At 61.5% G+C, this 24,914-nt stretch carries 23 protein-coding genes and 1 tRNA gene; 13 read left to right on the forward strand and 11 right to left on the reverse strand.

Going from position 1 to position 24,914, the window contains the following annotated elements; all coding sequences use genetic code 11:
* Positions 1-118: 118 nt before the first annotated feature.
* The 10 genes from rpsA to R3E49_RS15765 all read left to right on the forward strand — a co-directional run bounded on the left by rpsA (position 119) and on the right by R3E49_RS15765 (position 10,238).
* Positions 119-1,789, forward strand: a complete 1,671-nt coding sequence (gene rpsA, locus R3E49_RS15720) for a 30S ribosomal protein S1 (RefSeq protein WP_339638663.1) — start codon at positions 119-121, stop codon at positions 1,787-1,789.
* A 208-nt stretch (positions 1,790-1,997) separates the two neighbouring features.
* The gene (locus R3E49_RS15725) at positions 1,998-2,294 is read left to right on the forward strand and encodes an integration host factor subunit beta (RefSeq protein ID WP_027949028.1); all 297 of its coding nucleotides are present in this window, start codon (positions 1,998-2,000) and stop codon (positions 2,292-2,294) included.
* On the forward strand, positions 2,291-2,638 hold the full coding sequence (locus tag R3E49_RS15730; RefSeq protein ID WP_371295918.1) for a lipopolysaccharide assembly protein LapA domain-containing protein: 348 nt from the start codon (positions 2,291-2,293) through the stop codon (positions 2,636-2,638). The genes R3E49_RS15725 and R3E49_RS15730 overlap by 4 nt, the downstream gene beginning before the upstream one ends.
* The gene (gene lapB / locus R3E49_RS15735; RefSeq protein WP_371295919.1) at positions 2,631-3,833 is read left to right on the forward strand and encodes a lipopolysaccharide assembly protein LapB; all 1,203 of its coding nucleotides are present in this window, start codon (positions 2,631-2,633) and stop codon (positions 3,831-3,833) included. Before R3E49_RS15730 ends, lapB begins: the two co-directional genes overlap by 8 nt.
* Positions 3,834-3,864: 31 nt before the next feature.
* The gene (gene pyrF / locus R3E49_RS15740) at positions 3,865-4,569 is read left to right on the forward strand and encodes an orotidine-5'-phosphate decarboxylase (protein WP_371295920.1); all 705 of its coding nucleotides are present in this window, start codon (positions 3,865-3,867) and stop codon (positions 4,567-4,569) included.
* 115 nt (positions 4,570-4,684) lie between these two features.
* Positions 4,685-5,068, forward strand: coding sequence for a ComEA family DNA-binding protein (locus tag R3E49_RS15745; RefSeq protein ID WP_371295921.1), 384 nt, complete (start codon positions 4,685-4,687; stop codon positions 5,066-5,068).
* 132 nt (positions 5,069-5,200) lie between these two features.
* A complete protein-coding gene (locus tag R3E49_RS15750) occupies positions 5,201-6,142 on the forward strand; it encodes an NAD-dependent epimerase/dehydratase family protein (protein ID WP_371295922.1) in 942 nt (313 codons plus the stop codon).
* A complete protein-coding gene (locus tag R3E49_RS15755; protein ID WP_371295923.1) occupies positions 6,139-7,140 on the forward strand; it encodes a glycosyl transferase family 4 in 1,002 nt (333 codons plus the stop codon). The genes R3E49_RS15750 and R3E49_RS15755 overlap by 4 nt, the downstream gene beginning before the upstream one ends.
* 77 nt (positions 7,141-7,217) lie before the next feature.
* A complete protein-coding gene (locus tag R3E49_RS15760; RefSeq protein ID WP_371295924.1) occupies positions 7,218-9,260 on the forward strand; it encodes a polysaccharide biosynthesis protein in 2,043 nt (680 codons plus the stop codon).
* Between the two features lie 21 nt (positions 9,261-9,281).
* Positions 9,282-10,238, forward strand: coding sequence for a DHH family phosphoesterase (locus tag R3E49_RS15765; protein ID WP_371295925.1), 957 nt, complete (start codon positions 9,282-9,284; stop codon positions 10,236-10,238).
* 15 nt (positions 10,239-10,253) lie between these two features.
* Here the strand turns inward: R3E49_RS15765 and R3E49_RS15770 are convergent, their stop codons facing one another.
* From R3E49_RS15770 to R3E49_RS15805, 8 genes are all read right to left on the reverse strand, one after another.
* Positions 10,254-10,847, reverse strand: coding sequence for a DUF502 domain-containing protein (locus tag R3E49_RS15770; RefSeq protein WP_371295926.1), 594 nt, complete (start codon positions 10,845-10,847; stop codon positions 10,254-10,256).
* 78 nt (positions 10,848-10,925) lie between these two features.
* Complete coding sequence (locus tag R3E49_RS15775) at positions 10,926-11,627, reverse strand: pseudouridine synthase (RefSeq protein ID WP_371295927.1); 702 nt, start codon at positions 11,625-11,627, stop codon at positions 10,926-10,928.
* Positions 11,628-11,683: 56 nt separating this feature from the next.
* On the reverse strand, positions 11,684-12,109 hold the full coding sequence (locus tag R3E49_RS15780; RefSeq protein WP_371295928.1) for an H-NS family nucleoid-associated regulatory protein: 426 nt from the start codon (positions 12,107-12,109) through the stop codon (positions 11,684-11,686).
* Between the two features lie 81 nt (positions 12,110-12,190).
* Positions 12,191-13,156 (reverse strand): IS30 family transposase, encoded by a 966-nt coding sequence (locus tag R3E49_RS15785; RefSeq protein ID WP_116369220.1) that lies wholly within the window; start codon positions 13,154-13,156, stop codon positions 12,191-12,193.
* 211 nt (positions 13,157-13,367) lie between these two features.
* Complete coding sequence (locus R3E49_RS15790) at positions 13,368-14,213, reverse strand: class I SAM-dependent methyltransferase (protein WP_371295929.1); 846 nt, start codon at positions 14,211-14,213, stop codon at positions 13,368-13,370.
* Between the two features lie 183 nt (positions 14,214-14,396).
* Positions 14,397-14,618 (reverse strand): hypothetical protein, encoded by a 222-nt coding sequence (locus R3E49_RS15795; RefSeq protein ID WP_371295930.1) that lies wholly within the window; start codon positions 14,616-14,618, stop codon positions 14,397-14,399.
* A gap of 106 nt (positions 14,619-14,724) precedes the next feature.
* Positions 14,725-15,273 (reverse strand): hypothetical protein, encoded by a 549-nt coding sequence (locus tag R3E49_RS15800; protein ID WP_371295931.1) that lies wholly within the window; start codon positions 15,271-15,273, stop codon positions 14,725-14,727.
* A gap of 76 nt (positions 15,274-15,349) precedes the next feature.
* Positions 15,350-15,425, reverse strand: a tRNA-Asn gene (locus R3E49_RS15805).
* Between the two features lie 148 nt (positions 15,426-15,573).
* On the opposite strand from R3E49_RS15805, the gene uvrB reads away from it, so the two are divergent.
* Positions 15,574-17,592 carry an excinuclease ABC subunit UvrB gene (gene uvrB, locus R3E49_RS15810; RefSeq protein WP_371295932.1) on the forward strand — a complete coding sequence of 673 codons (2,019 nt, stop codon included), beginning with the start codon at positions 15,574-15,576 and terminating at the stop codon, positions 17,590-17,592.
* Here uvrB and R3E49_RS15815 read toward each other — a convergent pair.
* Together R3E49_RS15815 and pdsR are read right to left on the reverse strand one after the other, a co-directional pair.
* On the reverse strand, positions 17,585-19,657 hold the full coding sequence (locus tag R3E49_RS15815) for an ATP-binding protein (RefSeq protein ID WP_371295933.1): 2,073 nt from the start codon (positions 19,655-19,657) through the stop codon (positions 17,585-17,587). The genes uvrB and R3E49_RS15815 overlap by 8 nt on opposite strands.
* A gap of 3 nt (positions 19,658-19,660) precedes the next feature.
* On the reverse strand, positions 19,661-20,353 hold the full coding sequence (gene pdsR / locus R3E49_RS15820) for a proteobacterial dedicated sortase system response regulator (RefSeq protein WP_371295934.1): 693 nt from the start codon (positions 20,351-20,353) through the stop codon (positions 19,661-19,663).
* 167 nt (positions 20,354-20,520) lie between these two features.
* Between pdsR and R3E49_RS15825 the strand changes: the two genes are divergently transcribed.
* Positions 20,521-22,662, forward strand: coding sequence for a marine proteobacterial sortase target protein (locus R3E49_RS15825; RefSeq protein ID WP_371295935.1), 2,142 nt, complete (start codon positions 20,521-20,523; stop codon positions 22,660-22,662).
* Positions 22,646-23,263, forward strand: a complete 618-nt coding sequence (locus tag R3E49_RS15830; RefSeq protein ID WP_290739765.1) for a class GN sortase — start codon at positions 22,646-22,648, stop codon at positions 23,261-23,263. Before R3E49_RS15825 ends, R3E49_RS15830 begins: the two co-directional genes overlap by 17 nt.
* Here R3E49_RS15830 and R3E49_RS15835 read toward each other — a convergent pair.
* Positions 23,217-24,890, reverse strand: coding sequence for a putative bifunctional diguanylate cyclase/phosphodiesterase (locus R3E49_RS15835; RefSeq protein WP_371295936.1), 1,674 nt, complete (start codon positions 24,888-24,890; stop codon positions 23,217-23,219). The genes R3E49_RS15830 and R3E49_RS15835 overlap by 47 nt on opposite strands.
* Between the last annotated feature and the right edge of the window lie 24 nt (positions 24,891-24,914).

The following is a 24,914-nucleotide window of genomic DNA, read 5'->3' on the forward strand; positions in this document are numbered from 1 at the left end:
CCGCTTTCCCATGGTCGGTTCCAGAAGTGGCCGGGGATGGCTTTAACGGATGACCCGTGCCAGCTGGAGGCGCGGCAAGGCGGTTAGCCGCCGTACTCTCACAAACAGGTAATGTGTAATGAGCGAATCCTTCGCTGAACTCTTTGAAGAAAGCTTGAAGACCGTCGAGATGGAGCCGGGCAGTATTGTCACCGGTGTCGTCATCGACATAGACAACGAGTGGGTCACCGTCCATGCCGGGCTGAAGTCCGAAGGCGTGATTCCTCGTGCACAGTTCGTCGACTCTGCAGGCAACTGCTCCCTGAGCATCGGCGATGAAGTCCAGGTTGCACTGGAAACTGTGGAAGACGGTTTCGGTGAGACCAAGCTGTCCCGCGAAAAAGCCAAGCGCGCCGAGTCCTGGAAAGAGCTCGAAGCTGCGCATGAGGCGGACGAAGTGGTCAAGGGTGTTATCAACGGCAAGGTCAAAGGTGGCTTTACCGTGGATATCAACACCATCCGCGCGTTCCTCCCCGGCTCGCTGGTTGACGTGCGTCCGGTCCGTGACACCGCACACCTGGAGAACAAGGAACTCGAGTTCAAGGTCATCAAGCTGGACCAGAAGCGCAACAACGTGGTGGTATCCCGCCGCGCCGTGATGGAAGCGGCGAACAGCGTTGAGCGCGAGGCCCTGCTGGAATCCCTGCAGGAAGGCATGTCCGTCAAGGGCATTGTGAAGAACCTCACCGACTACGGCGCGTTTGTGGATCTGGGCGGTGTCGACGGCCTCTTGCACATTACCGATATGGCGTGGAAGCGTATCAAGCATCCCTCCGAGATCGTGGAAGTCGGCCAGGAAATCGACGTCAAGATTCTCAAGTTCGACCGCGAGCGCAATCGCGTCTCCCTGGGTCTGAAGCAGCTGGGCGAAGACCCCTGGGTCGAAATCACCAACCGTTACCCGGAAGGCAGCCGCGTCAAGGCGCGTGTGACCAACCTCACCGACTACGGCTGCTTTGCCGAGCTGGAAGAGGGTGTCGAGGGCCTGGTTCACGTCTCCGAGATGGATTGGACCAACAAGAACGTGCATCCGTCCAAAATCGTCCAGCTGGGCGATGAGGTCGAGGTCATGGTGCTGGATATCGACGAGGAGCGTCGCCGCATCTCGCTGGGTATCAAGCAGTGCCAGCAGAACCCCTGGGACGCGTTCGCCTCACAGTATGCCAAGGGCGACAAGATTTCCGGCAGCATCAAGTCGATTACCGACTTTGGTATCTTCATCGGTCTGGAAGGCAACATCGACGGCCTGGTTCACCTCTCCGACATCAGCTGGAACGAGGCGGGCGAGGAAGCCGTGCGCAACTACAAGAAAGGCGACGAGATCGAAACCGTCATTCTTTCCATCGACCCCGAGCGCGAGCGCATCTCGCTGGGCATCAAGCAGCTTGAGGACGACGCGTTCTCCGGCTTCGTCGGTGAAAATGACCGCGGCGCCATCGTCACCGGTGAAGTGATCGCTGTCGACGCGCGCAGCGTTACCGTGCAGCTGGCGGATGAGGTTGAGGGTATCCTCAAGGCCTCGGATATCAGCCGCGAGAAGGTTGAAGACGCTCGCAGCGTGTACAAGGTCGGCGACAGCGTTGAAGCCAAGATCATCTCTGTTGATCGCAAGAATCGCAGCGTGGTGCTCTCGGTTAAAGCCAAGGACTACGACGACGAGAAAGATGCGGTGAAGTCGCTCAAAGACCAGGAGGAGTCGTCTTCTCCCGGCACGATCGGCGACCTTATCAAGGCGCAAATGGAGAAGTGATCGCCGGCGGGGCGCTTGCGTCCCACCGGCAGGCCCCGGGGTGTTCACTTGCCCTGGGGTCTCACCGAACCGCGAAGGCTCACCGTTTGGTGGGCCTTTTTTCTATATAAAATAACGAGTTGCGTAACTGCCCCGGCGGCGTCACAATAGATTCCCTGAGCACGGCCGTCCAAAGGCTGGCGAGAGCGCAGGTGGATAGGGGCCCGCGATGACGAAAAGTGAACTGATTGAGGCAATTGCCGCCCGACAGGCACAGCTTTCGCTGAAAGATGTGGAGCTGGCGGTCAAAACCATCATTGAACACATGTCTGAGGCGCTTTCCGGTGGTGAGCGCATTGAGATCCGTGGGTTCGGCAGCTTCTCGTTGCATTACCGCGAGCCGCGCCGCGGACGCAATCCAAAAACGGGCGACACGGTTGAGCTCACCGGCAAATATGTGCCGCACTTCAAGCCCGGGAAGGAACTGCGGGAACGGGTCAACCTGGGTCTGCAGGCGGGGCTGTGAACGTGGTTGCAGCGTCACGTGGCGGCGCCGGCCGCATTGCGAATCTGCTGCGCCGGCTGATCGTCGTGCTGATCGTGCTCGCGATGCTGGCGGCCGGAGTGCTCTTTGCTGTGCAGAACCCCCAACCGGTGGCGCTGGATCTGCTGGTCATCGACCTGGCGCCGCGCAGTCTCGCGCTGTGGCTGCTTGCCACGCTGGCGCTGGGCGGTCTGCTGGGATTGCTGGCGTCCAGTATCATTATCCTGCGTTTGCGCGGCAATCTCCTGCTGGCACGGCGCAAGCTGGAAAACTGCAAAGTTGAACTGGATCGTCTGAGGGTCGCCGGACTTAAAGACGGTGACTGACCTGCTTGTATTCGCGCTCCTGTTCGTCGCCATCGGCATCGGCTGGTGGCTGGGGCGGCGCAGCGCGAGCGCCCGGGTCACTGCAGTGCCTGGCCAGTATTACAAGGGGCTGAATTATCTCCTCGATGGCCGACCGGACGGTGCAGTTGACGCCTTTATCGACGCCCTCGAAGTCAACAGTGAAACACTGGAGACCCATATCGCGCTGGGTAACCTGCTGCGCAAGCGCGGGGAGGTAGATCGGGCGATACGCATTCACCAGAATCTGTTGGCGCGCCCCAGCCTGCCCCGACCACAAATTCACCAGGCACACCTGGAACTGGCTCGCGACTACATCAGCGCCGGACTCTTTGATCGTGCCGAGCGCTTGTTGCTGGACCTGGTGAAAGACTCGCCGGAACAGCGTCGCGCCAGTCGTCGGCACCTGCTGGAGATATTCCAGAGCCAGCGCGAGTGGGCCCAGGCTGTGGAGGTGGCGACGGCGCTGTTGCCACGCAAGACGCTGCTTGGTGCACCTGTGCCACCGCCCAGCGGTGCCAGTCGTCAACCCGTCGCTGTGGCCCTGGCGCACTACCACTGCGAACTCGCGGCGGAACTGCTGGAGCAGGGCAGCCTGCAGGAGGCGCGCAAGCAACTGCAGCAGGCCCTGCATCACGATCGCCGCTGTGTGCGTGCCTCACTGATGCTGGGCGACCTGGAGTGCCAGGCCGGGCAGTACAAGGCTGCGATCAAGGCTTTGCGCAAAGTGCAGCAGCAGGACCCGGACTACATACCCGAGACCATTCCGGCGCTGCATGAGGCGTACAGCCAGCTGGGCGACACGGCCCCGCTGCGGCAATATCTGCAGGAATGCCTGGAATCCAGTCCCGCAACCGGGTTGGTGGTTGCTGTGGCCGATGACGTGCGCAGCCGGCATGGCGATCAGGCGGCGATGGAGTTCCTGACTGGCCAGCTTGCGAGGTCGCCGTCTCTGGGCGGCTTGTCACGGTTGATTGAGCTACAAGCCGCCAACACCGAGGGCCCGGTGCGTGAAAACCTCACGTCACTGCAGAAGCTGGTGGCGCGCTTGCTCGCGGAGCGGCCCAGTTACCGCTGTGGTCATTGCGGCTTTTCCGGCCGTCAGCTTCACTGGTTTTGCCCCGGTTGCAAACATTGGGGCACCGTTAAATCCATTCGCGGCAACCGAGTCGACTGAGCGTCGCCGCAGTTATTGAAGGCGTGTTTTGATGCAATCTCCCGTTCTGGTCGCTTTGGACTACCCCGATGAAGCCTCGGCGCTGGCACTTGTGGAACAGCTGTCACCCACGCTGTGTCGGCTCAAGGTGGGCAAGGAGCTGTTTACCCGCAGCGGTCCGGGCATCGTGCGGCGGTTGCAGGATCAGGGTTTTGACGTGTTTCTGGACCTCAAGTTTCACGATATACCCAATACCGTAGCCTCTGCGGTACGCGCTGCGGCAGACCTGGGTGTCTGGATGGTCAATGTGCATGCCAGCGGGGGGCGCCGGATGATGGAGGCGGCGGCAGCGGAACTGGCCCGCCTGCAACAGGCGCCGCTGCTGATAGCCGTTACTGTGTTGACCAGTATGACCGACGAAGATCTGCGTGAGCTGGGTTGTACCGAAGGCGCGCTGGCGCGTGTCACAGCCCTCGCCGGCCTCGCGTCGGACTGTGGCATGCAAGGGGTGGTCTGTTCGGCCGAAGAGGGCCCTGTATTACGCGCACAGCGTGGTGGTGAGTTCCTCCTGGTGACGCCGGGTATTCGGCTCGCGGGCGACGCACCGGGTGATCAGCGCCGTGTGGTGACGCCCGCCGCTGCACGTGAGCGCGGCGCCGATTTTCTGGTTATTGGTCGCTCCATAACCGCAGCTGCCGATCCGCTTGCCGCGCTGCGCCGGGTACATGACGAGCTGGGTACGGCAACCAGCCGCTGAGTGCCGCGAATACCATCAGATTTGACCGCAGGCCTCGCCTCCTCTGGGAGGACTGCTAGACTTCGCTTCGATACGGATGTGCAGGGATGCCACAACGTCATACGGAGATAACGCCATGTCGATCAACCAACCTACTCAACACCTCTATGGGGCGTGCGAGCGCCCCGCTTTGTTACACGAGCGTCTTTCGCGGTGGCCAGCGTTGCTGGGCACCCTTGCCGTTTGCTTATGCCTGGCCGGTGTGACCGCGCCGGTCTCGGCTGCACCGGACGTGCCGCCCCTCGCTGCGGAGGCGAGCGTCGCCCGGGTCAACATCAACACGGCGGATGCCGCCACACTGGCCGCCAGACTGAAGGGTGTCGGTCTTTCGCGCGCGCAGGATATTATTCGTTACCGGGAAGCCTACGGGCCCTTCAAGTCGGTGGAGGAACTGGCTGATGTCAAAGGCATTGGCCAGTCCACCCTGGAAAGAAATCGCACTGTCATAACACTGGATTAGGCGGCCGGCATCCGTATCATGGGGGCTTGTGCCCCCATTTTTTTCGGCGCCCGCGCGCGGGCTTGTACGGGATTCCATGCATCAACACCACGCCCGCGTGGCACGTGGCAACAACGCGGTAGAGAGGTCTGTATGTCAGTTCTGGTGACCGGTGCCACCGGCTATATCGGCCGCGCGTTGACTGAACGGCTGCATCGGGAAGGGCAGTCGACCGTGATGCTCAGCCGCCGGGGAGCGATTTCGGGGCATGGCAAGCCCAGCCACGCGGTGGACCTTGCGACTGGCAGTGTCAGTGACGAGCTGTTGCGCGGTGTAGAGACGATCTACCACCTGGCAGGCATCGCCCACAGGCAGGCCCCGGACGGCCGATACGCTGCCGTGAACTGCCGCGCGACGCTGGCGCTGGCGGAGGCAGCCGAACGGGCGGGGGTCAAAACCTTCGTCTTTCTGAGCAGTGTCAAAGCCATGGGTGCAGCGGCCACCGCCATGCCGCGGCGGGAGAGTGAAGTGGCGCCGCCAGCCGATGCCTACGGGCGCTCGAAGTGGGAAGCGGAATGTGCGCTGCGTGCGCGCTATGCCAGTAGCACGATGACGGTGGTGATTCTGAGGCCGGCACTGGTATATGGCCCGCAACCCAAGGCTAACTTGAAGTGGCTGCTGCGCGCCGCGCGCTTCCGGTTACCGGCCCCCCCGGCGGGTGGCGTGCGCTCCATGGTAGGCCTCGACGACCTCGTCGAATTGCTGCTTCTGCTACCCCGCTGTGGACTGAGCGGGGTGAGCACCTTCAACGTCACTGACGGGCACGCCTACAGTGCACGTGAGAGTTTCCTCTTGCTGCGCGCGGCGCTGGGCAAGGAGGGGCAGGGCAAAACCGGCCCCGCCTGGTTGTGGCGGCTGCTTGCGGCGCTGCTTGATTTTCTTCAGCGCCAGCCACAGGGCTCCAGTTACGATCGGCTGTTTGCCGCAGAGCGCTACGACAATCACGCCGTGGTAGAGGCAACCGGCTGGAAGCCTCGTCAAACGCTCGCCTCGGTGGCGCCGCAGATGGTTCAGACAGAAGAGCCGGCGCCGTGATCCTTGCGCTGCTTACGGCGCCGTTGGCGGTGGCGCTGCTGTGTGCCTTCTGGTTGCGGCTTGCGCGCAGCAGTCGTTGGGTCGATACACCCGGCCACCGCAGCGCGCACAAACAGCCTACGGCCAGCGGCGGTGGGGTGGGTATTGTGCTCGGTTTGGCGGCATCGGCGTGGGTCGCGGCGCTGGCGGGTGTCCTGTGGCCGCCTGTTTTCGGGGTGTTGCTGGGGCTCGCTGTCCTGCTGATGCTGGTGGGCCTGCTCGATGATCGCTACAACCTGCCGGCGCTGCTGCGGCTCGGCTGTTACGCCCTGGCCTGCGCGCTGCTGATGGCTGCGCTTTACGTCGCTGTGCCGCCACGCGGGGGCTTCCCGGTGCTGCCCCTGCCGCTGTGGCTGCAACTGCCGTTGTTGACGCTGGGTCTGCTTTGGCTGGTCAACCTGTATAACTTCATGGATGGTATTGATGGCCTCGCTGCCCTGCAGGCCTTCCTGGCAGGGATGAGCGGGGCACTGCTCGCGCTGTTGGCGGGTGACACCCCACTGGCACTGATGTGTGCGCTACTGGCGTTCAGCCAGTTGGGCTTTCTCTATTGGAATTGGCCGCCGGCTCGTCTGTTCATGGGTGATGCAGGCAGCGTGCCGCTCGGTTTCCTGCTCGGCGGTCTCGCCCTCATCGCGGCCGCTCACGGTACGCTGCCGCTGGCCTGCTGGCTGGTGTTGCTGGCCGCCTTCATTACGGATGCCACCTGGACCTTGCTGGCGCGCTGGCGCGCGGGAGCCAGGCTGTTCGAAGCACATCGGGACCACGCCTATCAGCGCCTCGCGCGGTACTGGGACTCCCACCTGACGGTAGACTTTGTGCTGATCGCGCTCAACGCACTGTGGCTGTTTCCTTTGGCGTGGACGATTCTGCGTTGGCCACAATTCCAGCTTTTCTTGGTAATTTTGGCATACCTTCCGCTCCTGCTCGGCATGGCGAAGTTGCGGCGATTAACGTAACATCGGGTGATCCGGGTTCGCGCGACTACGATGCACTGCAAGCGGGCCTGTCACGACCATCCGGAGTGGGAGGGATTTTGCTGAATCGGCTTGGCAATGGTGTGCTGCAAGCGATATCCGGGGTGCTTGGAAGCGTTCGGGATGCACTGGAAAAACTCATAGAACTCCCGCGGAATATCAAGCAGGCACTCCTCCTCGCCCTGGACATGGTGTTCGTGAGTGCGGCCATGTGGTCGGCGGTGGCCCTGCGCCATGGCAATACGGACTTCACTCTCGGCCCCACTGAAATTGCCTGTGGTGCCATCACTGTCATTATCAGTGCGATTATATTCCTGCGCCTTGGCCTGTATCGCGCGGTCATCCGCTTTATGGGGCAGCAGGCAATCTGGGCGGTGATCACCGCCGTCACGTATTCAACGCTGATACTGTCTGCCTCGGTATTCGTTGCCCAGGCTGAAGTGCCGCGGACCATGCCATTTTTCTACTGGGGCATTGCGCTGCTGCTGATTGGGGGTACGCGCCTCACCGTGCGCGCCTACTACCAGGCCAAACTGCGCTCGCTTTCGCGCAACGTCATCATCTATGGCGCCGGTGAATCTGGTCGGCAGCTGCTCACGGCATTGCACCACGGGGACCAGTATCGGGCTGTGGTCTTTGTGGACGACGATCCGCGGCTGCAACACTCGGTGATCAACGGGCTGCAGGTGGCGCGTCCCGAGGAGATCAAGCGTCTTATCGGTGAGCACAATATCACCCAGGTGTTGCTCGCCATTCCGGCCGCGTCGCCGGAACGGCGCCGGGAGATCATCAACTCTCTGGTGGGGCTGCCGGTGCACGTGCGCACGGTACCGAAGATCAATGAGCTGGTGGCGGGTAGGGCCAGCGTCAACCAGATCCAGGATATTGACCTCGACGATCTGCTGGGTCGGGACCCGGTGCCACCCCATCCCGAGCTGATAGACCGCTGCATCACCGACAAGGTGGTGATGGTTACCGGGGCAGGGGGCTCCATCGGTTCGGAGCTGTGTCGCCAGATCCTGACCTCCGGGCCGCGTGAGCTGGTGCTGCTGGACAACTCCGAGTACGCGCTGTATCGCATCGAGCGCGAGCTGCGGGAAATGGGTCAGGCCCTGGGCGCCAGCGTGGAGATCATTGCGCTGCTGGGGTCGGTGCAGGATCAACGCCGGCTGGAGACCGTGTATCGCACCTTTGCCGTGCAGACGGTATATCACGCGGCGGCGTACAAGCATGTACCCATGGTCGAGTACAACGTGGCGGAGGGTGTGGCCAATAACGTATTCGGGACGTGGTATGCAGCAGAGGCGGCGCGCAAGGCCGGGGTGGAAACCTTCGTTCTGGTATCCACGGACAAAGCCGTGCGACCTACCAACATTATGGGCGCCTCCAAGCGCTTCGCAGAGATGGTGTTGCAAGGCCTGGCGCAGCGCGACTCCGGCACGCGTTTCTGCATGGTTCGCTTCGGTAATGTGCTGGGTTCCTCCGGCTCGGTCGTGCCGTTGTTTCGTGAGCAGATCGAGGGCGGCGGCCCGGTGACCGTGACCCACCCCGAGGTGTCGCGGTATTTCATGAGCATTCAGGAGGCGGCACAGCTGGTGCTGCAGGCCGGTGCCATGGGAACCGGGGGTGACGTGTTCGTGCTGGATATGGGTGAGCCGGTCCGCATTGTCGATCTCGCGCGGCGCATGATCCGGCTGAGCGGCTATGAAATGCAGCACGACAGTCACGCCCATGACCACATACAAATCGAGTTCATTGGCCTGCGACCCGGGGAAAAGCTGCGGGAAGAGCTGTTGCTGGGCAGCAACGTTACGGGGACTGGGCATCCCATGATCATGCGTGCCGAGGAGGAATGCCTCTCCTACAACCAGATTCACCGCATGCTGACCGAACTCATGCAGCATTGCGATGCAATGGATTGTGCCGGTATCACATCGGTGCTGAACGCTGCAGTGAGTGGCTTCAATCTGCACGAAGTGCGCTACGACCACGTCTGGCGCAAGCAGGGCATGGCAGGGCGCTCTGCGCTCGCGAAACCCAAGCAAAAGCCGGCGGCCGTCGGTTTGTCTAACGTACAGGAACTGTTTCCGGACAAGTCCTGATCGCTGCTGTAAGGAACCAGAATGGATTACGATGTCTTTAATGGCGATGCAGACGGTCTGTGTTCGCTGGTTCAACTGCGCCGGGCGGAGCCCCGTGACGCAACGCTTGTGACGGGCGTAAAACGGGATATCGCTCTGCTACAGCAGGTTCAGGCTGGGAGCGGTGATCGCGTGACCGTACTGGACATTTCGCTGGACAAGAATCGCGCGGATCTGCAGCGGCTGCTCAGCGCCGGAGCCGAGGTGTTCTATTGCGACCACCACTTTGCCGGCGACATTCCTGAGAGTGCCCGGCTCGACGCGGTCATCAACCCGGCGCCGGATGTGTGCACCAGTCTGCTGGTGAACGGGCGGTTGCAGGGGGCCTATACGGCCTGGGCCGTTACCGGCGCTTTCGGCGACAATCTGCGCGACTCTGCGCAGCGCCTGGCGAAGACGCTGGGCCTGGATGACGCGCAGTTGCAGGCCCTCGAGAACCTCGGTATTTACATTAATTACAACGGCTATGGCCCGTCACTGGAGGATCTTCACTTTGCACCGGCAGAGCTGTATCGGCTGCTGGAGCGGCATGATGACCCCTTCCAGTTCATGGCGGCGGAGCGAGCGCATTTCGAGCGGCTGGAGACGGGTTACCGGGAAGACATGTCGGCAGCGGCCTCGCTGAAGCCGATCTACCGTGGCGATAGTGCCGCAGTGTTCCTGCTGCCCGATGCCGCCTGGGCGCGTCGCGTCAGCGGAGTCTTTGGCAACGATCTCGCCAACCAGGATCCGGCGCGAGCGCATGCGGTTGTGACGGAGAGAGCTGACGGTGACTATCTGGTCAGCGTGCGTGCGCCGCTGGATAACAAGACGGGTGCAGATGTGCTGTGTCGGGAATTTCCCACCGGCGGCGGCCGATCAGCTGCGGCGGGAATCAACGCGCTGCCGGCAAGCCAGTTGCAGGCCTTCGTAGACCGTATTGCGGCCTTCTACGGGTAGGAATCGAGGCCACCCTCAGGCACTCCCCTCGGGGTTCTGTACGCCTCCGGTAACGGCGATGCGCATGGCTTCCTCGACACTCAGGTCGACGGGTTCAAGCTGGTTGGCGGGCAGGTAGACCGTATAGCCCCCCAGTTGATAACTCATGGGTAGATAGACACCGACGACCGATTCGTCGACAGCGCCCCGTAGACGCCTTGCGGGTTCGCGGGAGGTGACGAAGCCCAGTAGCCGCATATTATCGCCAATCTTCACGAGGACCACAGAGTCCGCCTGCTGTTTGTTGGCGATGCTGAAAGCCCGCAGTACATCCTGAATGGCACCGTGCACGGACTTCACCAGGGGAATTCGGCTGAGCAGCGCGTCGCCCAGGCGCAGCAGGTGGCGTACCGCGTAGGCATTGACCAGTACACCAATCACCGTGAGCAGGACCAATCCGGAGATCACGCCCAGGCCGGCGAAATACCAGTCAGCCGGGAGAACTGTTCTCAGCGCGGCACCGGCCATGGCCTCGATGGTCATCAGCAGCCAGTACACCAGGTAAATGGTGAGTGCGACCGGCAAGACAGCGACCAGTCCCTGTAGTGTGAGTGCAGCGAGGCGTTTCATGAGAGCCCTTCAGTGATGTGCGATTGGAAAGACGCGAGTAGCGTACACGGTTATAGCGTTGGCTACACGCCGGGGTGTCTATTCCGTCAGCGCGGCCTCCAGCGCGCTTTGCCAGCCCAGTGCAGCAGCCACCGCCTCGAACTCGCGCCCTGGGCGTGCCCGCAGTTGCAGTGCGCTGCCGAGCGTGGGGTGTTGCAGGTTCAGCCTGATGCAGGCCAGCAATAACCTGTGGCAATTGAAGTGCCGTTGAAAAAAACGGTTGTGAACCCCTTTTCCGTGGTTCGCGTCACCGACTATCGGATGGCTGATGTGCTTCAGGTGGCGGCGCAGCTGGTGCCGGCGCCCGGTAATCGGGTGCAGAAGCACCAGGCTGTAGCGCGTGGAAGGGTAACGGTCTACGGCCACGGGCAGATTCGCTGTGGCCAGGCGTTGGAACAGGGTCACTGCGTCCTGCGTGCGCGGCAGCATCGGATTGCCTGAACCCATCGCAGCGTCGCGGTCTTCGGTCAGGGGATGGTCGATGGCTCCCTGTTCAGGGCACCATCCTCGCACGATGGCGATGTAGGTTTTACCCGCCATGCGACGGGCAAACTGGTCGGCGAGTGCAGCCGCAGCCTCTGGTGTCTGTCCAAAGAGCAGAATACCCGATGTGGGTTTGTCCAGGCGATGGACCGGGTAAACCCTGTGCCCCAGCTGGTCGCGCAGCAACTGTAAGGCGAAGCGGGTCTCGTGGCGATCAATGGGGCTGCGATGGACCAGTAGTCCGGCGGGTTTGTTCACTGCGACGAGGTCCTCGTCGCAGTGCAGTATCTCCAACACCCTGCGGGCGCCGCGTACTAGCTCTTGATGGCGCAGCTTTCGCGGGAATTACCGGCATCGAAATAGGCCTGGAAGACTTTGGGCGTGCGACCGCGACCAGTCCATTCGTGCTTTTTGCCATCAATGACAAGACGGTACTTGGGCGCGACTCTACCCACCTTGCGGTTTTTGACTGGCGCTTTGCGACCGCGGCCTCCCGCTGGCGCCTTTTTCAGGTCCTCGGGTTTAAGGCCGCTTTCCGCCAGCAGGCTATTCACTTTGCGAATGGTGGCGACACGGTCTTTTTCCAGTTTTCTTTTTGCTTTTTCTTTTTCTGCGCGTAACGCCTCATTCAACGAAGCGATAAGCTTTTCAAGCTCTGCCTGGCTGAGCCGGCGTGCTTCCGCCTTGGCTTTTACTTTGGAATTCGCAAATACCGCCAGCGCTGATGGTTTGACTTTCATTTCAATACTCCTGCCTGATAACGCTCGCATTATATTCGAACTGGCGTGAGCAAGGCAAAAAGCGATTTAAATGACGCGGATTCAACTCGCTAGTGCAACGGGGGGGGTGATTCCAAAAAATACCTGATTCGGTGTTTTCATGCCAAGACATTTTCTTGGTCGATTGTTTAATCTGTCCATTGCCTGTTTGATTTCCTTCTGGGTAATGGTTGTGAAGTCTCTGCCCTTCGGGAAGTACTGTCGAATGAGCCCATTGGTGTTCTCGTTCAGTCCACGTTCCCATGATGCATAGGGGTGAGCAAAGTAAAATTCTGCATTGAGTTTGTTAGCGATTGCTTTGTGATTCGCGAACTCTTTTCCGTTATCTGAGGTCATCGTCAGCACGGACTCGGAATATGGAGATAACAGGTTAATAATGGCATTGGAAACGAGCTGTGCTGTTTTACGCTCCACCTTCTGTATCAGCGTGAAGCGTGATTTACGCTCAGTCAGAGAGACGATCGCTTGCTGATGGCCTTTGCCAATAATTGTGTCGAGCTCCCAATCGCCAATACGGGAACGTAAATCAACCTCGGCGGGTCTCTCATCGATGCTGACGCGGTCGATCAACTGACCTCGACGGTTGTAACTGCCATAACGTTTGCGGCGCTGTTTCTGGCAGCGTAAGTGTTTAAAAAGGTCCCCGCCATTGGCTTTGTCCTGGAGGACAAACTGGTAAATCCATTCATGACTGATAGAAACTCTACAGAATGTCTTGAGCCAAAGGCTGATCTGTTCTGGGCTCCAATCGAGGGTAAGCAGGTACTCGACAGCGATCCAGGTCTCACTGTTAATACGGGGCTTGCTTTTCGCCACACGGCGTTCTTCAGCCAAGCGCTGAGCCTGTTTCGGGCGATAGCCTCGCAACCCTGTATTGCGCCGAATTTCGCGGCTGATGGTCGATTTGTTACGCCCCAATATCATGGCTATCTCGGATCGATCATGATTTGCTTTCAACAAGGCTGAAATTTGGTATCGTTCTTCTTGGGTAAGCTGTTTGTATTTCATTGTGCTCCTCTAACTTTGGTCGGTGAGAGAAAGCTCAATAGTACAGCAGCTTGCCCTCTAACCAACTCGTCAAGAGTTGCACTTACAAATTGAATTCACGTGATTAAATGCAGCAGTGATTTTTATTTGGATGTTGCGGAAGCTTAAATCAGTTGACTGCCGCTGATTTTAGAAGCGGCTTGGAACATTATTCAGCGCAGGTTTTAAACGGTTAATAAACCGGTGCAGCGGTACGCGTCGCGGTTATTACCAGCAGCCAGATGGCCCCGTTGTCCCTGATTGCATTTACCTCGCTATCCGAATAACTCACGATTTCAAATGGCCATTCGTTAAATTCCTTGTGTGACGGTGTATAACGTTCCAGCGGTGCATGATTCTCCCGCCAGCGTTCGATATTTACCGTCTCCCAATAAGGTGTCGCAAATAATTTACGCACGCGATCAATATCTCCCATGACAAATATCTCATTGCCATGGAAATGTATCGGCGCATCGAAATACACCCGGCCTCCGGGTTTTGTGACGCGAGCGATTTCCGCCAGGCAGTCCTCGTAACGCGCAGGTTCCCGCAGGCCGCCAGCGCGTTGTCCCCAGTGCTCAATGGATTGAACGCCAAATACGCGGTCGAAGGTCGCAGTGGCAAACGGCAGCGCGCTGGCCAGTCCATGGCCGCCAGTGCCGAGACGGGCAGGACGTGAGGCAGGTTGTTGCGGGTCAATACCCGTCCAGCGGCCGCCGTTGCGGACGACCAGGTTCCGGGCCAGTTTGAAGCGCCCGAATCCAACCTCCAGCGCCTCCTCCCCGACACAGTCGTGAAAATGTGCCTCCACGGATGAGACAACGCATTTACGCAACGGCGTGCCGAAGCGAATGCTGCAGCGCTGTCTGGTGGCGTCAAAGCTTCGGCAGCTGGCGCAGGATACCCTGCGCTCATCACCGTCCTCTTGCCAGTATTGTCCCTGCCATTTTTGGGCGCACGCGGTAGGGGAAATCATCGCGCTGTGCAGACGCTTGAGCAGGGAATCGCGTTTCGAGTGCATTATTTTCGCTCCGGGCACAGGTGTGACAGGCAGCTAGGATAACCAAGATGGCGACAAAGTGTAGGAGGGGGTAGAGAGGACGAGTGATAAAAAAAAGGGGCTGCAGCGCTGCAACCCCTTTTTTATCTCGAACTGGGCTCCGCCTGCTGGGCTCGAACCGGCGACCCTTTGATTGACAGTATCTCCGAGAATCGCGATCAACTAGCGCTTGGCTTTTTCATCACGGCGAGCCCTTTTTGTCAGGGGTCTACCGTCTGCATCAACAGTGCTTTTCGGCTTCTCGCCCTTGGCAGTCTTTGATGCGCGGCTACGAATAATCAGCCCCAGCGTTTCCTCATCGCGCAATTTGATCGCATTCTTCTCCAGAGTATCGAGCTCTTCAAAACTGTATACGTCATTTTTGAGCTTCTCTATTCGATTCATATTGTGCTCTTATGCGTGAGTGGGCAAAGTTGGGTGCAAATAGCGTTAACAGTCGCCACCTGATCTGACAGTTATCGGCCCGATCAGGCTTAACTCGGCTGACTGCTCAAGCGGCAGCCGATTCTGCCTTGGCCTCGACAGTCTCCCCATCTTCCGGTGCCAGCTCGGCTACTTTGGCTTCCAGCTCCGCCACCTTGCGCAGCAGCTCCGCGTTTTCCTTCTTGGTCTCGCTGAGCGTTTTCTGCAGCAGGTCGGTGGCGCGGGTCTTTTCAGCCAGCTTCTTCTTGCTGGTGTCGAGGTTCTTCTTCATGCGCACCGGGTCGAATTGCGTGAGGGTCTTGTTCTCCTCGCGCACCGCCGCCAGGTCCTTCTGCAGGGTCTTGATCCGCTGCTTGAGTTCGGCGATTTCCGCCACCAGCCGTTCACTGCGATTGTGCAGCTCGCGAGCTCGCTGCTCGGCTTTCTGGCTGTCCGTCGCCTTGCCGGTCAGTTCGGTGATGGTCTCCAACTGCTTATCAACGGCCGCCTGGAGTTCTGACTCTCGGGCGCTGAGGCGGTCGATCTCGACGGTCTTGGCATCGAGCTGTTGCTGATATTCGGCGCGGAGATTCGCCTCGAGTTCCATGATTTTTTCAAGTTTGCTGGCTGTGAGCATAGGGATTCCGGGGTGTGCTTTAGTGGTCTGAAAAAAAAAGGGCTGCATCGCTGCAACCCCTTTTTCGTCTCGTATATGGCTCCGCCTGCTGGGCTCGAACCAGCGACCCATTGATTAACAGTCAATTGCTCTACCAACTGAGCTAAGGCGGAATGGTGTTAACCGAGGCCGCGTATGATAATGATGCACCCCATACAGGTCAACAGCCTGTGGGGTATTTTTCGCAATCTCGCCTGCGGCTGCAAATCGCCTGCCAGTAGCTCATAATAGCCGGTTAGCGAATTATCGGGCCTTTTCTTCATGTCCAAACCGTTCAAAGTGCATTCCAGTTACGCCCCCGCCGGTGACCAGCCCCGGGCCATTCGGGAACTTGTGGAAGGCGTGAACGCAGGTCTGGCCTCCCAGACACTACTCGGGGTAACCGGGTCCGGGAAAACCTTCACCATGGCCCACGTGGTAGAGCAGTTGCAGCGTCCGACGATCGTCATGGCCCACAACAAGACACTGGCGGCGCAGCTCTACGGCGAGTTCAAGGAGTACTTCCCGGACAACGCTGTCGAATACTTTGTATCCTATTACGATTATTACCAGCCCGAAGCCTATGTGCCTTCATCGGACACCTTCATTGAGAAGGATGCCTCTGTGAACGAGCACATCGAGCAGATGCGTCTGTCGGCGACCAAGGCGCTGATGGAGCGTTCGGATTGCCTGGTGGTGGCTACGGTGTCGGCCATTTATGGTCTCGGCGATCCGAAGTCCTATTTCAAGATGGTGCTGCACCTCTCGCGCGGCGAGATGATTGATCAGCGTCAGGTGCTGCGCCATCTTGCCGAGCTGCAGTATACCCGCAACGATGTCGACTTCCATCGCGGCACCTATCGCGTGCGCGGCGACGTCATCGACATCTACCCCGCAGACTCCGAGCGCGAAGCGGTGCGCGTGGAGCTGTTTGATGATGAGATCGATAATCTCTACTTCTTTGATCCCCTGACAGGTGTGGTCGAGCGCAAGGTGCCGCGGGTGACCATTTTTCCAAAGAGCCACTACGTGACCTCGCGCGATGTGATGCTGGAAGCCGTTGCGCATATCGAGGCTGAGCTTGAGCAGCGCGTCGCGCAGCTCAAGGAGAATGACAAGCTGGTCGAGGCGCAGCGCCTGCAGCAGCGCACGCGCTACGATGTCGAGATGATTCGCGAGCTGGGTTACTGCAACGGTGTGGAGAACTATTCGCGCTATCTGTCGGGTCGCGGGCCGGGTGAGCCGCCGCCTACCCTTTTCGAATATCTGCCGCAGAACGCGCTGGTGATTATCGACGAGTCCCACGCCACCATCCCGCAGATCGGCGGCATGTACCGCGGTGACCGCTCCCGCAAGGAAACGCTGGTCGAGTACGGCTTTCGCCTGCCCTCTGCGCTGGATAACCGACCATTGCGCTTCGAGGAGTGGGAGCGGCTGGTGCCGCAGGCCCTGTTTGTTTCCGCGACACCTGGCCCCTATGAGCAGGAGCATGCCGGGCGCACGGTGGAGCAGGTGGTGCGCCCTACAGGTCTCATCGACCCGGACCTGGAGGTGCGCCCTGCAACAACCCAGGTGGACGACTTGCTGCAGGAGATCCACAGCACCGTGGCAACGGGTGACCGGGTCCTGGTGACCACACTGACCAAGCGCATGGCGGAGGACCTGACGGAGTACCTTACGGAACACGGTGTCAGGGTGCGCTACCTGCACTCGGATATCGATACCGTAGAGCGGGTGGAGATTATTCGCGATCTGCGTCTGGGTGAGTTTGACGTCCTGGTGGGCATCAACCTGCTGCGCGAAGGCCTGGATATGCCCGAAGTTTCGCTGGTGGCGATTCTCGATGCCGACAAAGAAGGGTTTCTGCGTTCTGACCGTTCTCTCATTCAGACCATCGGGCGCGCGGCGCGCAATCTCAAGGGCCGGGCTATTCTCTATGCCGACAAGGTAACGGGGTCGATGGAGCGGGCGATGGCGGAAACCGCCCGACGCCGGGAGAAGCAGCTGGCCTACAACGCCGAGCACGGTATTACCCCCGTGGGTGTCAACAAGTCCGTGAAGGACATCATGGAAGGGGCGCGGCGCATGCCAACCCGTGGTCGCGCCAAGGGCAACAAGGTGGCCGAGCAGTCGCTGGCGTTCAGCGCGGACATTGCCCGACTCAGCCCGGCGGCCCTCGCGCGGAAATTGCAGCAGATGGAAGCGCAAATGCAGGAACATGCGCGCAATCTGGAATTTGAGCAGGCCGCAGCGCTGCGCGACCAGCTGGCAGAGGCCCGCCAGCTCGCATTTCTCAGCTGATCGGGTCGTCGTCCCGGGGCAACAGCAGGGTAAACACGGCACCGCTGCCATCGTCCCCGGTCGCAGCGTGCGCGCTGCCTTGGTGATATTCGGCGATCAGGCGAACCACATACAGCCCCAGCCCGAGGTGCACCGAGTCGGCACTGCGTGATTTGCGCAATGAGACCATGGCCTCGAAGAGGCGACCCTGCATGTCGGAGGGCAGGGCAGGGCCGCTATTGCTGACGCCGATTGCCCAGTCCGGCCCCTGCGGTAGCAGGCGCACTGCGATCTCGCTGCCACGGGGCGCAAACGACGCGGCGTTGTCGACCAGTTTGTCCAGCGCCTGAACCAGCAGGTCGGCAGCCCCGGTCACCCAGGCGCCCCCCCGGGGTACAGAAAGCGCGACGGTGTGGTTGTTGTACACGTTGCGATAGGCGGCACAGAGTGATTCCAGCAGTGGCACCAGGTCCAGTCGCGTAACATCGCGCTGGCGCAGGCTTTCTTCCAGCCGCGTTGCCTCGGTCATCGCATCGAGTATTCCGCTGAGACGCGACAGGCCCTGGCGTGCGCGTTGTACATAGACGTCGCGCTCGCCAGCCAGTTCGTCGGCGGCCAGATTGTCCAGTGATGACTGGATAACGGCGATGGGGGTGCGCAGTTCGTGGGACAGTTTGCGGCTCAAGGTGCGCAGGTATTCATTGTACTCGTGCAGCTCTTCCAGCAGGCGCGCGTAGCTGCGCGACAGGTCTCCGATTTCATCGCGCGCGCGGCTGCGCGGAAAGCGCGAAAGTTGCACACCTTCGCGGCCGAGGACGCGGCTTGCAGCCCGACTCAGGCGTCGTATGCGCCATGACAGCACGCTGGCGAACAGCAGCAGACCCAGCGCCGCCGAGGCGAGCGCCAGGGCGCTGTAGCCAAGCAGGCGGCTGAAAGCCCGATCGGTGAGCGACAGGTACTGCTCGCTGTTCTGTTCTACCACAACCGCGCCGATCACCTGTCCCGCATTGCGCACCGGGGCGGCGCCCGCCAACAGATGCCGCCCCACGCTCTCCGAGCGGTACCAGTGCTGGATGGCTGTTCCCGCCAGTGCCGCGGTGATTTCATTTCCGCGCAAATAGCCATTCCCCTGCGGCGGCGCCCTGTGGTCAGTCACTTCTTCCGCCAGTATTCGCCGGTACAGCGCCTGCAGCAGCCAGAAGGTGTCACCGTCGTCATCGGCACGGTCCGTGGTTGGTGCCAGCGCTTCCGCGAGTAATCGCCCGTGCCGGTCTGTGACGCGGAGCCGCTGGCCTGGCTGTGCGAATCGTGCCAGATCGGCTTGCAGCGCCTGCGGCGGGTAGATCAGCCAAGGGGGTGCCGTGAGGTCCATGGGGCCAGTATTACCGGCGGTGCGCCAGCCGCTGCTGCGATGTCCGTCGACATCAATGGCATACACGCCGAGCCGCTGTCCGGTGATCGACAGTGGCAGTGCGAGCTCTATCGCGTAGCCCTCCCGGGTGTCCTGCCAGAAGCCGCGAATCTGCCCGGCGTCCACCCCGGGATGGCGCGGGCTGGCGTATTGGGCGCGCACGCTGCCCGGGGCGGGGGTGGCGATGACATAGTCCTGGCGCCTGTTATCCAGCCAGGTGCGCAGTATCAGCCGGTCACCGTTGGGCTCCGGGCTCAGACCAGGGTCGTGATAGGTGACGGATTCGTCAGTCACCTGCAGCATCAGGTAGAGCGTGCCGGCGTGTACGCCCGCACGGTAGTTCAGGCGGGGTACACGGGTCTCCAGGCTGCTGTAGTGCCCCTGAATGAACGTATCCCAGCCATCTTCATAGCCGTCCAACAGCAGTGGGCTGTCCAGCAGCGGGGCATACAGCGAACCCTCGGGATCATCCGCAGCGCGCAGACGTTCGCGGTTGGGATACAGCGCATCGGGCCGCTCGGCGAGGCTGGCGGCAACGGCGCTAGCAGCTGCGGCGACGGCCTGCGCTTGCCCCTGGCGCAGGGCGATCTCCATTTCACGCAGGAACTGGCAACCGGCCCAGGGCAGGGTGAGCAGCAGGAGGCTGACCAGCACGAGTTGTCGACGCAGGTTCACGCGCTAGCTGCCCTGCCAGCGGTAGCCCATGCCATAGGCGGTTTCGATGCAGTCGAAGGCGGGGTCGAGGGCAGCAAACTTGCGGCGTATGCGTTTGATGTGCGATGTGATCGTGTTGTCGTCCAGCACGACATTGGCGCTGTCCATCAGCTGCTGGCGGTTCTTCACATGCCCGGGGTGCCGCGCCAGCGTATGCACCATCCAGAATTCCGTGACGGTCAGGGGCACCGGTGTTCCGCTCCAGTGTGCGGTCATCCGCTCCAGGTTAAGGCTCAGCGCGCCCTGCTCGACGACGTGCTCCCGTAACTCCGGTGTCCGCAGTGCCTGCACTCGCCGAAACAAGGCAACAATGCGCGCCAGCAGGTGCGCCTGACTGATGTTCTTGGTCAGGTAGTCGTCGGCGCCCAGGCGCAGGCCGGAGATGACATCCAGTTCGCTGTCGCGCGCTGTCAGAAAGACGATGGGTACCACCGCGCACAGGCTGCGCAGTTCACGACACAGTTCAAAACCGCCTTCGATGTCATCACCCAGCCCGACGTCGATGATGGCCAGATCGGGCAGCTGGCGACGAAACGCATCGCTGGCACTGCGCCGGTCGCAGAACAGCGATACCCGGAAGCCCTGGCGCTGCAAGGCATCGCGGTAATTCGCGGCCAGTGCGGCCTCGTCTTCGACAATGGCGATGTGGTGTCGCATGCAGTGCTACCCGGCGGGAGAGGCTGCCATGGTTCCAGAATCAGGCCGCGCGCTCAAGCGCTGCCACAATTGGTCACAATTCAGCATCAGCCTGCCACAGCGATGCCATCAGATCGACAGCTCCGGGCGTTTCAATAGCGCGGTCTATCACAGAGGGAGAGGTTACGATGGCGATGCATCTGTTGAATCGTGGCGGCACAGCGGGTGTCCTGCTGCGAGTCTGTTTCCGGATTCTGCCGCAATGGCTGGCGGCTGTGCTTTGCCTGCTGGTATTGAGCGCAGGCACGGTACGAGCGGACATCGACGAGACCCCCGGTTCTGGCCAGCTCCTGCTCCAGCGCCCGGGTTTGCCCCCCGTGCCGGCACTGCTCCAGCACAGCCGCTTCGACGTGCAGGTGGCGGGCATGGTCGCGGTGGTGCGGCTGCAGCAGACCTTCGAGAATACCAGCGCGGATTGGGTGGAGGGTGTCTATGTTTTTCCGCTGCCGGGTAATGCGGCGGTGCGCGCCATGGAAATGCGTGCGGGTGACCGCCGCATCGTCGGCCGGGTGCGTGAGCGGCAGGAGGCGCAGACCCTGTATCGGCAGGCGGCCAGCAGCGGGCGCAAGGCCAGCCTGGTCTCGCAGCAGCGGCCGAACCTGTTCCAGAATAGGATAGCGAATGTGGCTCCCGGCGAGACGGTTACGGTGGTTCTGGAGTTCGTGCAGCCGGTAGAGTTTGCCGACAGCGTATTCAGCCTGCGCCTCCCCATGACATTGACCCCGCGCTACATCCCCGGTGTGTCTCTGCCGCGGGATGGTGGGGAGCCGGCGGCGCCGGACTATCTGGCCTGGCACCCGGCCACGGACCAGGTGCCTGATGCGCCCCTGATCACGGCCTGGCAGCACACCGTGGAGGGCTCCGATGCCCTGCCGCTGAACCCGGTGTCGATTGCTGTCGAGCTCAATGCGGGTTTGCCCCTCGCCCGCGTGGATACGCCCAGCCACGCCATGCGCCTGTCCCGCGCAGGGAACCGCTATGAGCTGCAGCTGGCGCGTGGCCCCAGTGAGATGGACCGGGATTTTGTGCTGCGCTGGACGCCCGCCACCGGCAGCGAACCCCGGGCTGCCTTGTTCACGGAAGCCATAGACGGGGATCACTATGGAATGTTGCTGGTGGTGCCGCCCGGGTTACAGCAGGCAACCGGCGCGCCCCCACGTGAGCTCGTGTTTGTGGTGGATACCTCTGGCTCGATGGGCGGTGTGCCTCTGCAGCAGGCGCGTCAGAGCCTCGCCGCTGCGCTGGATGGGCTCCGCCCCAGCGATCATTTCAATATCATCGCCTTTGATCACGGGTACCGATCCCTGTTTCAGGAGGCACGCGCGGCGTCTGCAGACGCGCTGCAGCGAGCCCGCCGGTTTGTCGGCAGGTTGGAAGCCGGGGGCGGTACCGAGATGCTGCCGCCCTTACGGCATGCCCTTGGTCAGGGGCGCGACAGCAACGGTGAACGGCTGCGCCAGATTGTGTTTCTCACCGATGGGGCCGTAGGCAATGAGCAGGCCATTATCGACATGATCGCATCGCAGCTGGGCGCCTCCCGCCTGTTTACGGTGGGTATCGGGTCGGCGCCGAACAGCTGGTTCCTGCGCAAGGCCGCGGAGCTGGGTCGTGGCCGTCACCTGCATGTAGGCGAGTTGAGTGAGATCAGTGCGCAGATGGACGCGCTGGTGGGGTATCTGGCGGCACCCCTGTTGACCGATGTGCAGGTGCACTGGCCGCAGGCGGTTGCAGACGCAGGGGGTCCCGTGCCGGACCTGTACGCAGGGGCACCGCTGGTGCGCAGTGTGCGCTTCAATACGCCGCCGCAGGGGGGCGTGATTCGGGTGACGGGTACCCTGGCCGGTCAGCCCTGGGAGCAGGCGCTGATGCTGGACGGGCAGGCACAGTCAGCAGCCCCCGGGGTCGGCAGCCTGTGGGCGCGTGCACGTATACAGACGCTGCTGGATGAGCGCTTCACCGGTACCCGGGAGGAGGTGATCAGGGCCAATGTCCTCGCGGTCGCGTTGCAGCATCAGTTGCTGAGCCCCTACACCAGCTTTATCGCCGTAGAGGAGCATGCCCAACGTCCCGCCGATGTACCGCTGAAACCCGACGCGGTGCGCAATACGCGTCCCCGTGGTCAGGATCCGCAGGGCTTTGCCTATCCGCAAACCGCAACCACTGCCGCGGCGAAACTGTTTATCGCCTGCCTGCTGCTGTTCTTTGCCCTGCTGGTCTGGGTGATGCGCGGACCGGAGCTGGACCATGTGCCCGATGACGCTGCCCAATAAGCAGTGGCGCCGAGTGCTGCTGATGCTGGTGCTGCTGCTGGCGGCCTGGCAACTCGCCGGCGCCGGGTGGATACACGCCAAGGCCATGCTTGCCCAGCACCTGCTGGCACGCGCCTGGGAGCATACCCGGGAGGAGGGCGTGCCGCACAAGCCCTGGCCCTGGGCAGACACCTGGCCGGCGGCACGCCTGCAGGCACCTGCATTGGGCGCTGACTACCATGTGCTCGCCGGCACTTCCGGTCAGGCGCTGGCCTTCGGTCCGGGGTTGCATGAAGCTTTCGACGGGTCAGCGGAGCGCTGGACTGTTATCGCCGGACATCGCGACACGCACTTCCGCTTCCTGCAGGCGCTGCAGCCCGGCATGACCCTGCGACTGGAGGACATCGCAGGGCGGGTTCGACACTTTCGGGTGGTTGCCATCCGTGTGGTGGACAGCCGTGTGGAGACGTTGCAGCCGCCTGCATCAGGCGCCGACGGCCTGCTGCTGGTGACCTGCTATCCCTTTGACAGCTGGCAGACCAACGGGCCGCTACGCTATGTCGTTGAGGCGCAGCCTAGTCCAGCAGCTCGCCGACCTGTTCGGGACTCAGGGGATGGCTGAAATAGTAGCCCTGGCCCTGAATACCGTGCTGGTGGCGAATGAAATCGGCCTGCTCTGCATTCTCGATGCCCTTGGCGACGACCTTCATGCCCAGTGCCCGGCCCATGGCGATCACGGTGTTGGCAATGATCGCCTGCTCCGGGTCGCCCGGTACGTCGCGCATGAAAGCGGCGTCAATTTTCAGCGTTGTGACGGGCAGGGCGCGCAAGTACTCAAGGGCGGCGTAGCCCGACCCGAAGTCATCCACAGCGATGTCGACGCCCAGGGCAATCAGCGCCTTCAGGCAATCTCTGGCCGCCGGTCGCTCGCCCAGCAGGGCCAGCTCCTTGATTTCGATCTGCAGATGATGGGCGGGAATGGCATAGTCGTGCAGTAGGCCGGCCACGGCCTCTGGCAGGGTTTCGTCGGTGAGTGAGTGAATGCTCAGATTCACGCTCACTGCCCCCGGATCATGCCTCTCCTCCAGCCAGCGGTGCAATTGCCGACACGCCGACTCCAGCGACCAGCGATCGAGGCGGCGGGCCAGCCCCGCCTGTTCCGCCAGCGTGATAAAACGCTGGGGCCCCAGGCTGTCGCGCCCCGGGCGAGGCCAGCGGGCCAGAGCCTCTACGCCGACGCTGCGCCCGGTCTCGCAATCGAACTGGGGTTGGTAGAGCTGGGTCAGGCTGTTGTCTTCCAGCGCAGCGCGCAGGGCCTCAATCAGCTCAAGGTGCTCCATCGCCGCGCGGGTCATGTCCGCCGTATAGAAGCGCCAGTCATTGCGGCCCTGTTGTTTGGCCCGGTACATCGCCGTGTCGGCGTAACTGAGCAGGCGGGAGGCGTTGTCGGCGTCGTCCGGGAAGATGCTGATACCGATGCTGCAGCTGATCACCACTTCCGTACCCTGCAGGTCGAAGGGGGTGCACATGTCGTTCATCAGTTTCCGGGCAACCCCCGACGCGCTGTCAATGCTCTCCAGATCGTCCAGTACGACCACGAATTCGTCGCCGCCGACACGTGCCAGGGTGTCACTTTCGCGCAGCGTGCTTTGCAGGCGCCGGGATGCCAACTGCAGCAGCAGGTCACCCGCTGCGTGCCCGAGAGTATCATTGACATCCTTGAACCGGTCGAGGTCGATGAACATCACGCCCATGCGCTGCTGGTTGCGCCTGGCAGAACGCACACTCTGCTCGAGCAGCTTGTCGAGCAGCGCACGGTTGGCGAGGCCGGTCAGGGCGTCGTAGTGAGCCATGGACTCCAGCTGTTTCCGCGCTTCGTGCAGCTCGCTGAAGTTACGCACGACACACACGGCCTGCTGGTGGTCACGCAGCGCGCTGATGCGCGCCTCGAACCAGGCCTCCGCACCGCGGACGGAGAGCTGGTATTCGAAGGTGACCACGTTATCGGTCTGCGCGGCCTCGCTGAGGGCCTGTACGAACTGCGCGGCTACAGGTGCCGGCAGGACCTCCTCTACATGATGGCCGAGGAATGCCTCTGGCGGCACGTACAACTCGTCCAGCTGGCGGCCGCGGAAATCCTGGATAACTCCGTCCATAGTCAACAGGAAATAGAGGTCCGGCATGGCCTCAAACAGGGCGCTGAGGAAGTCAATCTGCAGGTACTGTTGGGGGATCTGCGAGGATTTCACGGCAGCGGACGCCCCGGCAGAGGT

Origin of the sequence: Haliea sp., assembly GCF_041395985.1 — a bacterium.
Taxonomy (GTDB): Bacteria; Pseudomonadota; Gammaproteobacteria; order Pseudomonadales; family Halieaceae; genus Haliea.